This is a genomic window from Caenimonas soli (assembly GCF_013155545.1).
Classification (GTDB): Bacteria; Pseudomonadota; Gammaproteobacteria; order Burkholderiales; family Burkholderiaceae_C; genus Ramlibacter; species Ramlibacter soli.
Genome location: NZ_JABJVV010000001.1, coordinates 364,330 through 377,602, shown reverse-complemented (window position 1 = coordinate 377,602; position 13,273 = coordinate 364,330). Strand labels below are relative to the sequence as shown.

The 13,273-nt window shown below is 65.1% G+C and carries 14 protein-coding genes and 1 pseudogene; 10 read left to right on the top strand and 5 right to left on the bottom strand.

Annotation, left to right across the window (positions count from 1 at the left end; translation table 11 throughout):
• A complete protein-coding gene (locus tag HNE04_RS01825; protein ID WP_172216205.1) occupies positions 1-792 on the bottom strand; it encodes a sulfite exporter TauE/SafE family protein in 792 nt (263 codons plus the stop codon).
• Positions 793-987: 195 nt separating this feature from the next.
• On the opposite strand from HNE04_RS01825, the gene HNE04_RS01820 reads away from it, so the two are divergent.
• Positions 988-1,731 carry a response regulator gene (locus HNE04_RS01820; RefSeq protein WP_172216203.1) on the top strand — a complete coding sequence of 248 codons (744 nt, stop codon included), beginning with the start codon at positions 988-990 and terminating at the stop codon, positions 1,729-1,731.
• Positions 1,732-1,737: 6 nt separating this feature from the next.
• On the opposite strand, the gene HNE04_RS01815 is transcribed toward HNE04_RS01820, so the two are convergent.
• From HNE04_RS01815 to HNE04_RS01805, 3 genes are read right to left on the bottom strand one after another with little or no spacing between them, the layout of a single operon-like run.
• The gene (locus HNE04_RS01815; RefSeq protein ID WP_172216201.1) at positions 1,738-2,940 is read right to left on the bottom strand and encodes an FAD-dependent oxidoreductase; all 1,203 of its coding nucleotides are present in this window, start codon (positions 2,938-2,940) and stop codon (positions 1,738-1,740) included.
• 18 nt (positions 2,941-2,958) lie between these two features.
• A complete protein-coding gene (locus HNE04_RS01810) occupies positions 2,959-4,563 on the bottom strand; it encodes an FAD-dependent oxidoreductase (protein WP_172216199.1) in 1,605 nt (534 codons plus the stop codon).
• A complete protein-coding gene (locus HNE04_RS01805) occupies positions 4,560-4,832 on the bottom strand; it encodes an oxidative damage protection protein (protein ID WP_172216197.1) in 273 nt (90 codons plus the stop codon). Before HNE04_RS01805 ends, HNE04_RS01810 begins: the two co-directional genes overlap by 4 nt.
• A 129-nt stretch (positions 4,833-4,961) precedes the next feature.
• On the opposite strand from HNE04_RS01805, the gene HNE04_RS01800 reads away from it, so the two are divergent.
• From HNE04_RS01800 to HNE04_RS01760, 9 genes and pseudogenes are all read left to right on the top strand, one after another.
• Positions 4,962-5,987 (top strand): sulfate ABC transporter substrate-binding protein, encoded by a 1,026-nt coding sequence (locus tag HNE04_RS01800; protein ID WP_172216195.1) that lies wholly within the window; start codon positions 4,962-4,964, stop codon positions 5,985-5,987.
• Between the two features lie 124 nt (positions 5,988-6,111).
• A complete protein-coding gene (ssuE, locus tag HNE04_RS01795) occupies positions 6,112-6,696 on the top strand; it encodes an NADPH-dependent FMN reductase (RefSeq protein WP_172216193.1) in 585 nt (194 codons plus the stop codon).
• Between the two features lie 104 nt (positions 6,697-6,800).
• Positions 6,801-7,757, top strand: a complete 957-nt coding sequence (locus HNE04_RS01790) for a sulfonate ABC transporter substrate-binding protein (RefSeq protein WP_172216191.1) — start codon at positions 6,801-6,803, stop codon at positions 7,755-7,757.
• On the top strand, positions 7,754-8,719 hold the full coding sequence (locus tag HNE04_RS01785) for a sulfonate ABC transporter substrate-binding protein (RefSeq protein WP_172216189.1): 966 nt from the start codon (positions 7,754-7,756) through the stop codon (positions 8,717-8,719). The genes HNE04_RS01790 and HNE04_RS01785 overlap by 4 nt, the downstream gene beginning before the upstream one ends.
• Before the next feature lies 1 nt (position 8,720).
• Positions 8,721-9,884 carry an FMNH2-dependent alkanesulfonate monooxygenase gene (gene ssuD / locus HNE04_RS01780; protein WP_172216187.1) on the top strand — a complete coding sequence of 388 codons (1,164 nt, stop codon included), beginning with the start codon at positions 8,721-8,723 and terminating at the stop codon, positions 9,882-9,884.
• Between the two features lie 7 nt (positions 9,885-9,891).
• Entirely contained in the window at positions 9,892-10,755 is an 864-nt protein-coding gene (gene ssuC / locus HNE04_RS01775) for an aliphatic sulfonate ABC transporter permease SsuC (RefSeq protein WP_172216185.1), read from the top strand.
• Positions 10,756-10,877: 122 nt separating this feature from the next.
• Positions 10,878-11,573, top strand: a pseudogene (locus HNE04_RS01770) (ATP-binding cassette domain-containing protein); the annotation flags it as partial.
• A gap of 24 nt (positions 11,574-11,597) precedes the next feature.
• The gene (locus tag HNE04_RS01765; protein ID WP_172216181.1) at positions 11,598-11,813 is read left to right on the top strand and encodes a TOBE domain-containing protein; all 216 of its coding nucleotides are present in this window, start codon (positions 11,598-11,600) and stop codon (positions 11,811-11,813) included.
• A 15-nt stretch (positions 11,814-11,828) separates the two neighbouring features.
• A complete protein-coding gene (locus HNE04_RS01760) occupies positions 11,829-12,542 on the top strand; it encodes a GNAT family N-acetyltransferase (RefSeq protein ID WP_172216179.1) in 714 nt (237 codons plus the stop codon).
• Here the strand turns inward: HNE04_RS01760 and HNE04_RS01755 are convergent.
• Complete coding sequence (locus tag HNE04_RS01755) at positions 12,515-13,165, bottom strand: FMN-dependent NADH-azoreductase (RefSeq protein WP_172216177.1); 651 nt, start codon at positions 13,163-13,165, stop codon at positions 12,515-12,517. The two genes, HNE04_RS01760 and HNE04_RS01755, sit on opposite strands and share 28 nt — an antisense overlap.
• Positions 13,166-13,273: the final 108 nt, after the last annotated feature.

The following is a 13,273-nucleotide window of genomic DNA, read 5'->3' as shown; positions in this document are numbered from 1 at the left end:
TTACAGGGTGATCAGCCTGGCGCCGGCATAGGCCAGCAGCACGGACAAAAGGGAACGGATCAGTCGGTCGGGCGCGTGGCGCACCAGGCGCGAACCCAGCCAGATGCCGGGCAGGGAGCCCGCCAGCAGGGAGCCCAGCAGCGTCCAGTCAACCGAACCGATGGAGGCGTGGCCGAGGCCGGCCACCAGCGTCAGCGGGACGGCGTAGGCAATGTCGGCGGCAATGATGCGAGGCAGCGGCAGCGCGGGGTACAACAGCATGAGGACCGTGACGCCAATGGCGCCGGCGCCTACCGAGGTCAGGGACACCAAAGCGCCGATGGCGGCGCCGAACAGCACCGGCTGGCTCCAATGGCGCGGCCGTGTCGCCTTGGCGAGAGCGGCGGCTTCCAGGTGGCGCGGGGCGTTCTTACCCTTGATCGCCTTGTACAGGGTGGCTGCGGCCGTGAGGAGCAAGGCCGCGCCCAAGGTCGTGGTCATCACCGCTTGCACGGCAGGGTCGGCGGGCCCCACTTGGTGCAAGATGAAAATGGTCACCAGGGCAGCCGGGATGCTGCCGGCCGACAGCAGGGCCACGATCGGCCAATCGATGGAGCGGGAACGGGCCAGCCCGAGCGAGCCGCCAAACTTGGTGGCCGCGGCGAACAGCAGGTCGGTGCCGATGGCCAGGTAGGGCTTGACGCCGAAGCCGAAGATCAGGATTGGCGTCATCAAGGAGCCGCCGCCGACGCCCGTGAGGCCAACCACCAGGCCGACGAAGAACCCGGCGAAGACAAAGGCGAAATCGTGCATGGGCGCGACTTTAAAAGGGGAGCATATGAAGGCAAACTATTTTTTCGTTCACGCCTTATGCGGATAAGCTTATGAGCGAGTATTGGCGCGCCTTTGCAGGCCGTTAGAAGCTCATGCTGGATAAGGCGGTTTTAGGGGCACGGTGGCGTAGCCTCATAATTCGCGCCGTAATACCAACGTCATTACGTCCACCAAATGGCTCAGCGGATCTTCGTCAAGGTCATGGGGTTCACCGATGTCGAGCGCCATGCGCTCAACACGATATTCCGGCTCTCCGAGCAGCGGGGCACTATCTATTCCCTTTGGGAGTCGGGTGCTCCCGAGCCGCCCAGGCTGGCCCTGATCGACGGACAAAGTTATGAGGCGCGGCTGGAGCTCGAGTCGCCGAGGAATTCCCTCCTTAAGCTCATCTGGGTGGGGGCCGTGGCGCCGGCCCACGCCTGGCGCATCTTTGACCGCCCCCTGTCGTGGCCGGACGTGGTCAAGTCCATGGACGAGTTATTTTCCCTGCCCGAACCGGTCGACTTCGACCTGGGATTCGACGAAAGCGCTATGGAAACATGGCCTCCGAGCGATGCGATTCCCAAGCGCGCCCTGATCGCCAGTGCGGATCGCGACGAGCGGCTCTACCTTCGCGCCAAGCTGGCCCTGGCCGACCTGACGCAGGCCGACGAGGCGGAAACCGGGGCCCAGGCGCTGGAATTGGTTCGCGCCCATCATTACGCCGTTGCCCTGGTGGACTTCGCTTTGCCCGATGTCAACGGTTGGGCCTTTCTCAAGGAGCTGACCGAAGCCAGGCCGGCGATCGAGCATGTGATCGTGACCAAGGCCCGGGCTTCCTGGGGCGAGCGGGCCCGTGGCTGGTTTGCGGGCGCCAAAGGCTTCTTCGACAAGCCGCCCCATCCGGGCAAGCTGCAGGATCTGCTACACAAAGTGTAGCAACGCTCAGGCGGCGTCCTGCGCCTGCAGTTTCGCCAGCTCGAGCGTCTCGCGCGAAAGCCACCCTTGCCGCACCCCGACCAGGGTTTGGCGCGTCAGCGAACCCACGACCGGCAAGCCGGAGCCGAGGTTCATGAACAGGTCGCGCAACCAGGGCAGCAACCACAGATCGGACTGGAACAGCGGGGTCAGCCAGCGGCTGGCCTGGCCGTAGAAATGCAGGTGACCGCGCCGCAGCTGTGTGTAGCGCTCCAGGGCCTGCGCCACAGGCAGGCCCTGCTTCAGGCAATCGCACAGCACCACCGCGTCGAGCAGGGCGAGGTTGGTCCCCTGGCCCAGCTGCGGGCTGGTGGCATGGGCGGCATCGCCCACCACCACGCAGCGGTCGGTGTGATAGGCCGGCATCACCACGTCGTGGTAGCGCGCCCAGGTGAGGTCGTCCAGCGAGTTGATCTGGTCCAGCAAGCCGTCGCAGCCGGGGTGCAGGGCCAGCACTTCGCGTTTGAAGGCTTCCAGCCCGGCGTCGAGCCACACGCGGTACTGGTCGGCCCGCAGGCTCCAGAACAGGCTGACGACCGGCCCCTGGCCGCCTGGTGCGTGTCCAGTGGGCATGATGCCCAGCATCTGGCGGGCGCCGCGGTACCACTGCCACAGGGTCGAGCCGTACTGCTGCTGCGGATCACGCAGCACTGCCCACACCGCCCCCCAGGGGTAGAGGCGGTCACTGCAGGCCAGGCCGGTCTGGCCGCGCAACGACGAGCGGGTGCCATCCGCGATGACGACCAGGTCGTGGGCTTGCAGCGTTGCGAGGTCGCGTACCTCCTCGCCGGTAACCAGCTTGACGCCGCAGGCCTGGGCCTGGCGCCAGAGGGCGTTGAACAGCACGCCGCGGTGCAGCCCCAAGCCGAAGGAGCCGGGCTGCCAACGCTGGTAGCGCACGTTGACGACCGGCCGCTGGCGCGCGGTAACGCCCAGGAGGTGATCCACCTTCGCGCCATGCGCTACGACTTCGTCATGGATGCCAAGCGCCCGCATCGCCGCGAGGCCGCTGGGTTGGATCAGGATGCCGGCACCCAGCGATTCGGGCTTTCCGAACTTCTCGAAGACGGTGACCTGGTGGCCGCAGCGCGCGAGCATGCACGCGGTGGCGAGGCCGGCAAAGCCGGCGCCGACCACGGCCACGCTGAGGGTTGGCTGGGTGGAGCTCATCAGCCAATGCTAACAACTTCAGCTGATTCGCTTTCTGGCATCCAGCGCTTGCGCCAGTCGGCTCTCCAGCGGCAGCGGCTCGCCATGCAGCCGCGCGGCCAAAAGCTCGGCGCACAACGGTGCAAAGGTCAGGCCGCGCGAGCCCATGCCGGTGCTGACCCACAGGCCCCGAGCCACTTCGGCGAGCAGCGGCCGGCGGTCGGTGGTGGTGCAGCGCACGCCCGTCCATGCTTGGACGGCGCCCGATTCGAACTGCGGCGCCAGCTGCAGGGCCACCTCGGGCGCCAGGGCCCGCAGGCGCTCCAGGTTGGCCGAGTGATCCGCGGCGCGCGCCTCGAGGCCGGTGTCGTCGCGGTCATAGGTAGAACCCGTGAGCCACGCGGTTCGACCCTGCAATGGAACGACAGGAATGAAGTGGCCGTTGCCCTTGAGGGGATGGGCGGGCAGAGCCAGCGTGGCATCGTGGAACGCCCATGAAACCTGTCCCCGCACCGGACTCAGCGCAGTGCCACCTCCCAGCAAGACGCTGCTGGCGTGCGCTGCCGCCACGACGACGAGCTGGGCGCGTGTCACTTCCCGGTCTTGCGCATCCCGCAGCTGCCAGCCTTCTTCGAGCCTTGCAAGACGCGCAACGTGGGTAGTTCCGCGCCATTCGATGCCGGACTGGGCCAGCCAGGCCTTGACCAGCGTGGCGGGCTTGATCCACGCGGCCTGCCCATGCCAGAGATCGACGCCGTCGCGCCTTTCCATCGCGCCGCTGAGTTGCCAATCGCCTTCGTGCAATAAGGCCTCGGCCTGCTGCAAGGTCATGCGCACACCGCAGCGCGAGAGCCGGGAGAGCTGGTTGTCATCGGGCGAGTGGTGCGGCGCCAGCAGTCCGGCCGGCAAGCCGGAAGCGGCTGCGGCGGGAGTGTCCGCTGCGTCGAGAACCGTCACTTGCCAGCCTCGCCGCGCCAGGCTGGCAGCCACCGAAGCGCCCGCCAGCCCCGAGCCGATCACCGCGCAATGGCTCGGTGCAACAACGCTCTCTATTCGGCGGGCCTTGGGCTCCCAGGCGGGCGAAAAGACACCCTCGGCCTGCTGGAGAGAAAAACCGCACTGCGCCAGGTCCCTTCGCATTTCGTCCGCAAGAGAGGTGGCGGCGATGCCGGTGCCTCGCCGGCAATGCCGGCCCAGGGCCTTGAGCGTGTGCAGGTCCCACGGCTGTTCGCCCAGAAATACCGAATCGACGGTGAACGGCTCCTGGCGAAGCACGTGGCGCACGTCCCGCACGTGCAGCGTCAGCAGGACGTGTCCCTCCTCGAGCACCAGGCGATGGACCCCCGGCAGCAGCCCAGCCCATTGCGCGGCCAAGGCCTGCGCAAGCGGGACGAGTTCCGGATAGTTCGCGACACTGCGCAACAGGTCTTCAGCCGTCGCCGGTGAAGCCTCGATGGCGACGTAGTGCAGCAGGCGAGGGCGCTGGGGGTCTTGCTTCCAGGCTTGCCACGCCGCCAGGAAGTTCAGCCCGGGCCCGAAGCCGGTGTCGAGAATGCGCCACTGCGGCTGGACCGTCCAGGCGCTCGGCAAGCCGCAGCCGCGCAGGAAGACATGGCGGGCCTCTTCAAGCCCGCGAGCGTTCATTCGCTGGGTGGCACGTAACCCTGGGCCACATCGGCGCCCTGGCCGAAGAAGTGGTTCTCCATCTGGCGCGCCAGGTACTGGCGGGCGCGTGCGTCGGCCAGATTCAGGCGATTCTCATTGACCAGCATGGTTTGCTGCTTGAGCCACTGGGCCCAGGCTTCCTTGCTGACGTTTTCATAGATGCGCTTGCCGAGTTCGCCCGGATAGGGAGGAAAGTCGAGCCCTTCGGCTTCTTTGCCGAGCTTGATGCATTGGACGGTACGAGCCATGGGGACGCCTCTTAGAGTGATATAGCAATAAGCTTGTTCGAATAAACAAGTGAGTATTAAGTCGTTCCAGTTTCAAAGCGGGGCTTCCAGAATCGGCCTGTCGATTTCCAAGAACCCCGAAAGAAACTTATGAACCTTCGCCGCGACTTTATCAAGATTCCCCTGGCAGCCGCCCTGGCGGGTGCCCTGACCCTGGCGGCTCTGCCGTCTTGGGGCCAACAATCGGTCACGCTGCTGAACGTGTCGTACGACCCGACGCGGGAACTGTACGTCGAGTTCAACCAGGCCTTTGCCAAGCACTGGAAGGCCAAGACCGGCCAGGACGTGAGCATCAAGCAGTCACACGGCGGCTCGGGCAAGCAGGCCCGTTCGGTCATCGATGGCCTGGATGCGGATGTCGTGACGCTGGCCCTGGCAGGCGACACCGATGCCCTGGTCAAGAACGGCGGCTGGCTGGCTGCCGACTGGCAAAAGCGCCTGCCGCACAATTCATCGCCCTACACGTCCACGATCGTGCTGGTGGTGCGGCAGGGCAATCCCAAGGGCATCAAGGATTGGGATGACCTCATCAAGCCCGGCGTGAGCGTCATAACACCCAATCCCAAGACCTCGGGCGGCGCCCGCTGGAACTACCTGGCGGCTTGGGAGTTCGCGAAGCGCAAGTACGGCAGCGAGGCCAAGGCCAAGGAATTCGTTGCCAAGCTCTACGGCAACGTACCAGTGCTGGACACCGGTGCGCGGGGCTCCACCATCACATTCGCCCAGCGCGCCCAGGGCGACGTGCTGATCGCCTGGGAGAACGAAGCCTATCTGCTGGACAAGGAGTTCGGCGCCAAGTTCGATGTGGTCGCGCCGTCCCTGAGCATCCTGGCCGAGCCGGCGGTGGCCGTGGTGGACAGGAACGTGGACAAGAAGGGCACTCGCGCGGCGGCCGAGGAATACCTCAAATACCTGTATTCCGAGGAAGGACAGGACATTGCCGGCAAGAACTTCTACCGCCCGGCCGTTTCACAGAAGGCCCAGGCGAAGTACGCCAAGCAGTTCGCGAAGATCAACCTGTTCAAGATCGACCAGGCTTTCGGTGGCTGGGCCCGCGCCGACAAGGAGCACTTCGCCGACGGGGGCAGCTTCGATCAGATCTACACGCGCAAATAAGAACCGGGCTGTCATTGCGGGCCTGACCGGCCTGACCTGCAATCCATGCCACGCCGGATGACGAATGGCCAAAGAGCCGTGGATCCGCTAAAGAAAAAACGCTGTCACACAAGAGGGTAATTTCATGTCTGTACTGCTGATCGCAGGCAGCCCGTCTGAGCGCTCGCGTTCGGCGGCGCTGCTGGACTCGGTGAGCCAGCGGCTGCTGCTGCGCGGCGCGACCATCGAGCGGCTGCACATCCGCGATCTGTCTCCGCAGTCGCTGCTGCTGGCCGACACGGCGCACCGAACCATCGCAGCCGCGATCGACCAGGTGGCCCGAGCCCGGGCCATCGTAGTCGCCACGCCGGTCTACAAGGCGGCCTACAGCGGCGTACTCAAGGTCTTTCTGGACCTGCTGCCGCAGACCGCGCTGAAGAACAAGACCGTGCTGCCATTGGCTACGGGCGGCAGCCCCAACCACATGCTGGCGCTGGACTATGCACTGCGGCCCGTGCTGCAGTCGCTCTCGGCCCGCCACATCCTGCCCGGCGTCTATGCCACCGACTCCCAGGTGACGCTGATGCCCGAGGGCGCCCACCATATCGGCGCCGAGGTCTCGGCACGGCTGGACGAAGCAGTCGCGACCTTGTTCAGTGAAGTTGCGCGAACGCCGGCCAACGCCGGGTTCGAGCCCATCGCCTTCTCCCGGGTGCGATGTAGCGTCTGACGCCGCCGCGCGTCTCCACCGTTTCCCACGTTCCATCGATCAATCGCCTGTGAGAGGCAGGGCGAAGCCTTGCCTGCAAATCAAGAAACAAGAAAGGAATTCTCATGACCCCGATACGTTCCCTGCGCTGGCTTGCGGCGCTCCTGTTCTCCACCGCACTGATGCTGCCGGCCGCCCAGGCCCAAAACAAGGGAGAGCTTCGCATTGGCTACCAGAAGAGCGCCAGCCTGCTGGTGCTGCAAAAGTCCCAGGGCAGCCTGGAAAAGAAACTGGCACCCCTGGGCTTCGGCGTGAAATGGGTCGAGTTCCCGGCCGGCCCGCAGTTGCTCGAAGGCCTGAACGTGGGCTCCGTGGACCTGGGTTTCGTCGGGGAGGCACCGCCCATCTTCGCCCAGGCCGCCGGCGCGAAGTTCTATTACATCGGCCATGACCCGGCCGCACCCAAGGCCGAGGCCATCGTCGTGCCCAAGGATTCGCCGATCAGATCGGCGGCGGACCTCAAGGGCAAGAAAGTCGCGCTCAACAAGGGCAGCAACGTGCACTACCTGCTGGTGCGCCTGCTGGAAAAGAACGGACTGAAGCTTTCCGACGTGACGCCCGTGTACCTAGCGCCCGCCGATGCCCGCGCCGCCTTCGAGAGCAAGAACGTCGATGCCTGGGTGATCTGGGATCCGTTCACCGCCGCCGCGGAAAAGCAGATCGGTGTCCGCGTGCTGGCCGACGGCAGCGGTGGCGTGGCCAACAACTACCCCTTCTACCTGGGCGAACGCAGCTTCGTCGAAAAGAACCCACAGGTGATTCGCGCGGTGTTCGAAGACTCCGTGGAAAAGGGCAAGTGGCTCAAGGCCAACCTGCGCCAGGCAGCGGAGCTGATCGCGCCGCTGCAGGGCCTGCCGGTGGACGTGCTGGAGCTGAGCCTCAAGCGCCACGAGTTCAACGTCAAGCCCTTGACGGACGAGGTGATCGCGCAGCAGCAAAAGATCGCCGACACCTTTCATGAGCTCAAGCTGATCCCCAAAGCCATTTCGGTCAAGGAAGCATCGTGGAGGGCAGCGCAATGAATCGCCGCAACTTGCTCAAGGTGCTCGCCACAACCGCATCGCTGTGGGGCTTGAACGCCCGGGCGCAGGCCGCCAGGCCTTACGAGGCGTTGAAGGAATTGCGGATCGGCTACCAGAAAGCCGCGGTCAACCTCGTCGTCCTGAAGCAACAGGCCGCACTGGAGAAACGCTTCCCGAACGCGAAGGTGCAATGGATCGAATTTCCCGCCGGCCCGCAACTGCTGGAGGCGCTGTCGGTCGGCAGCCTGGAGTTCGGCCTCACGGGGGATTCACCGCCCGTATTCGCCCAAGCGGCCGGCAAGGACCTGCTGTATGTTGGAGCCGAGCCGGCCAAGCCCGATAGCTCGGCCATCGTGGTCCTGAACGATTCACCCATCAAGACGCTGGCAGATCTCAAAGGCAAGAAGATCGCCTTACAAAAGGGATCGAGTGCGCACTACCTGCTGGTGCGTGCCGTGGAGAAAGCCGGATTGCAATGGAGCGACATCCAGCCGGCTTACCTGGCACCCGCCGATGCGCGTGCCGCCTTCGAGCGCAAGGCCGTGGATGCCTGGGCGATCTGGGATCCGTTCTATGCCGCGGTCGAACTCGCGCTCAAGCCGCGGGTGCTGACAACCGGGCGAGGGCTTTCCAGTAATAACTCGTTCTACCTGGCCTCGCGGCCGTTCGCGACGCAGCATTCGCAGGCGATTGCCGCGCTGTTCGATGAACTGACGCGGGCCGATCGGCTAGCACAGGAGAACCGGCCGGCGGTGATCAAGCTCATCTCGGACTTCGGAGGGCTGGACGCCGGCGTGGTGAACCTGTTCATCCAGCGCCGGCCCATCTCCCCGGTGGGATTGATCACACCTCAAACCGTGGCCGACCAACAGAAGGTGGCCGATGCCTTCCACAAATTGGGGCTGATTCCCAAGCCGGTGCGAGTGGTCGACATCGTCTGGCGCCCGGAAGCGAGGAGCTGACATGCAAGTGTTCTGGTTCATTCCCACCCATGGCGACAGCCGCTATCTCGGCACCAGCGAGGGCGCACGCGAGCTCAATCACGACTACCTCAAGCAGATCGCGCAGGCCGCCGATCAATTGGGTTACGAGGGCGCATTGATCCCGACCGGCCGCTCCTGCGAGGACCCGTGGGTCGTCGCCTCCAGCCTGTTGCCGGTGACGCGCAACCTCAAGTTCCTGGTGGCGGTGCGGCCGGGGCTGCATCAACCCAGCCTGGCTGCGCGCATGGCGGCCAGCTTCGACCGTCTCTCGGGCGGTCGCCTGCTGATCAACCTGGTGACGGGCGGCGACCAGACCGAGCTGGAGGGCGACGGCGTGTTCCTGGACCATGGCTCGCGCTACAAGCAGTCGGCGGAGTTCATTCGCATCTGGCGCGAAATCCTCTCGCGCAGCCATGACGGCGGCAGCTTCGATTGCAACGGTGATCACTTGAGCGTGAAAGGGGCCAAGCTGCTGTTTCCTCCCGTGCAGCAGCCGCATCCGCCGGTGTGGTTCGGTGGCTCGTCGGCGGCCGCGCACGAGCTGGCAGGCGAGCAGGTCGATACCTACCTGACCTGGGGCGAGCCGCCCGCGGAGGTGGCGAAGAAGGTGGCGGATGTGCGCGAGCGGGCCGCGCGCAACGGCCGCGAAGTCAAGTTCGGCATCCGGCTGCACGTCATCGTGCGTGAGACGGACGACGCTGCATGGAAAGCGGCGGAAGAACTGATCAGCAGGCTCGATGACGACACCGTCATCCGCGCCCAGGCGGCCTTTGCACGGATGGATTCAGAGGGGCAAAAGCGCATGGCGGCCTTGCATGGCAGCGGCAAGAAGCGCACGCGAGCCGAACTCGAGATCAGCCCCAATCTGTGGGCCGGTGTGGGCCTCGTGCGCGGGGGCGCCGGCACGGCTCTGGTGGGCGATGCGAAGACGGTCGCAGCGCGCATCGAGGAATATGCCGCGCTGGGGCTGGACAACTTCATCCTCTCGGGCTATCCGCACCTGGAAGAGGCTTACCGCTTCGCCGAACTGGTGTTTCCTTTGCTGCCGCGCAAGCTGCGCGGCAAGCTGCCCGGGCGCATCGGCACCGGACCGTTTGGCGAGGTAGTGGCCAACAGTTACGTGCCGCGTGTCTCGCAAAGCTGAGGACGCCATGACGACACAAGTACCTGAGCTGCTGGCGAACGAGGCATGGATTGCGGATCAAGTCCGCAATGACAGACCGCGGTATCCATGGCGGCGCGTCCTGGGCGCTGTCGGCGAGCGCCTTCTCCCCTGGCTGGTCCCCATCATGCTCATCGCCCTCTGGCAAATCGCTTCGACTTCCGGCTGGCTCTCCACACGCGTGCTGCCGGCCCCCGTCGAGGTGATCAAGGCCGCCTGGGCACTCGCCGCCTCCGGCGAGCTTTGGACCCACGTCAAGGTCAGCGCCGGCCGCGCGCTATTGGGCCTGTCCGTCGGAGGCAGCCTGGGCCTGGCATTCGGCCTGCTCACCGGCTCGCTGCGCCTGGCTGAAACGCTGTTGGACTCCAGCTTCCAGATGCTGCGCAACATCCCGGCGCTGGCGCTGATCCCGCTGGTGATCCTGTGGTTCGGGATCGATGAGACGGCCAAGCTGTTTCTGATCTCGGTGTCGGTGTTCTTCCCGATCTACCTGAACACCTTCCACGGCATTCGCAACGTCGATCCGGGGCTGATAGAGATGGGCCGCACCTACGGTCTCAACCGCTGGCAGCTGTACACCCAGGTCGTCCTGCCCGGCGCGCTCTCGTCCATCCTGGTGGGCCTGCGCTTCTCGCTGGGGCTGATGTGGGTGATCCTGATCGTGGCCGAGACGATCTCGGCGCAGGCCGGTATCGGCTACCTGACCATGAATGCCCGCGAGTTCCTGCAGACCGACGTGGTGCTGGTGGGCATCCTGCTGTACGCATCGCTGGGCAAGCTGGCCGACGTATTTGCCCGCGGACTGGAGCGCTATTGGCTGCGCTGGCACCCCGGCTACCAGAACGCTGCTTGAGGAGAACATTCATGAGCGAAACAATTTCCCAATCCGGCGGTGTGCGCCTTGAGTTGAGCGGCCTGGCCAAAAGCTACGGCCAGCGCGAAGTGCTGCGCAATACCGAACTCGTGATCGAGCCGGGCGAGTTCGTCGCCATCGTCGGGCGTAGCGGCTGCGGCAAGAGCACGCTGCTGCGCCTGGTTGCCGGGCTGGAAGAGCCCAGCGCCGGCACGCTACGTGTCGAGGGCCAGGACATCGTGGGCCTCTCGGAGGACACGCGCATCATGTTCCAGGACTCGCGCCTTTTGCCGTGGCGCCGAGTCTGGGACAACGTCACGCTAGGCCTGCCAACAGCGCTGCGGCCACGCGCCGCCAAGGTGCTGGAGCAGGTGGGCCTGGGCGATCGCGGCGGCGACTGGCCGGCCCGGCTTTCGGGCGGACAACGCCAGCGTGTGTCGCTCGCCCGGGCTCTGGTGCACAACCCGCGCCTCTTGCTGCTGGACGAGCCGCTGGGCGCATTGGATGCGCTGACGCGCATCGAGATGCACCAGCTGATCGAAGGGCTGTGGCGTCGCAACGGCTTCACCGCGCTCCTGGTCACGCACGACGTGCAGGAGGCCGTGGCCCTGGCCGATCGCGTGATCCTGATCGAGGAAGGCCGCATTGCCCTGGACGAACGCATCCCGCTGGCGCGCCCGCGCGTGCATGACGCGGCATTCGCCGGCCTGGAAAGACGCATCCTGGACCGGGTGCTGCAAAAGCCCGACCGTGATATTTCCGTTGCCGACCGTAACTGGCCCGGCACCCCCGCGCACGGGCTGCGCTGGGCCATCTGAACCCATTTTCAACAAGGAGAAAACATGTCCATTCAAGCCATCAACGTCCGCAACCAGTTCAAAGGCAAGGTCAAGGAGATCATCCGCGGAGACGTCGTTTCCGAAGTCGATGTCGAAACGCCCTGGGGGGTCGTCACCTCGGTCATCACGACCCGCTCGGTCGACGACCTGGCGCTGAGGGTAGGCTCAGACGTCGTGGCTTTGGTGAAATCCACCGAAGTCTCGATCGCCAAGCTCTGAGCATGGTGTCGGCGGGTGCCCGAGGTACTTGCCCGCCGCCTGAAACCCGGCTATCTTCCCTGCACTAAAAACGAGTTTTCAGGGAGTGAAAGCATGGACATACAGCGTCCGCAGGCGGAGCGTGCCCGCACGCTTCATTTGTACACCCAGGACCGGTTCGACCCGGAGATCGAGGCACTGCGCCGGTCCGACTTCGAACTGGCCGCCGGCACTACCCGTGTGCGCGATGCATTCGACGAATGCAGCAGCTACATGCTCGCCCGTGTCGGCGATGAGCTGGTAGGCACTGTGCGCATGACGCAACCACCGGGCGCGTTGCGCGGCTGGTTGCCGGATCCCGGCCAGTCCGCGCTGCCCCAGGGTCCCGGCGTCATCGAGTTCACGCGCGGCGTGGTCGCGCGCCGCTGGCGCGGGCTGGGGATTTATCAACTACTCATGTGTGCCACGGTTCTGCACGCCGGCAAGACGGCGACGGTCGCCATCGCGGCGGTCGAGCCATTCCTGCATGTCCGCGGTTTTCTGCACTTATTGGGATTCCGCGAGTGCGGCCGGCCCTTGATCTTTCACGATGGTCCGGGCTGCCGCACCTTGGCGCAATGCATGGAACTGGACCTAGCAACAGCCAGGTCCAGTGCAATACCGCACATGACCAGCCTCAAGATACGTTTGCAGTCCAAACGTATCGAGGTGGACTCAGGCGATCAGGCGACGAGCGCGGCCTTCGGCTGATTCGCCGCCTCGGCGACCAGCGTCTTGATTGCCACATCGGCGGCGCCCAAGGCTTGCGTCTTGGCGGCTTCGCCCATCGCCACACCTTCGGCGCGCACGATCTGGATATCGGTGATGCCCACGAAGCCGAACACCGTCTTGAGGTAGCTCTCCTGGTAGTCCAGTCCCGCCATTGCCGGGTTGCTGGAATACACACCGCCGCGGCTGGACGCGATGATCACGGTCTTGCCGCCGGCCAGGCCTTGCGGGCCCTTTTCGGTATAGGTGAAGGTGCGTCCGGCTTGCGCAATGCGATCGATCCAGGCCTTGAGTTGGGTCGGGACCGAGAAGTTGTACATGGGCGCGCCCACCACGATCACGTCGGCAGCCAGGAACTGGCTGACCAGCCGCTCCGAGATCTCGTTCTCGCGACGCTGCACGTCGCTCAAGCCGCCGGCATTGGGGCCGGCGCGAAAGCCCAGCGAATCGCCGTTCAGGTGATTGGGGGCATCGACTGCTAGGTCGAGGTACTCGACCACAGTGCCGGGGTGGGTGGCACGCCACTGGGCAACGAGCCGCTCGGTGAGCTGGCGCGAAACGGAATTGCCGGCAAGCGGGCTGGAATCGATGTGAAGCAGTTTCATGGACCTGTTCTCCTGTTGAGCGTTCGGCCGGTGTTTGGCCTTGGACTAATTGTGGAGACAGGTCGATCGATTGATAAGACGGCAGTTTCGCGATAGATTGTCCTGACA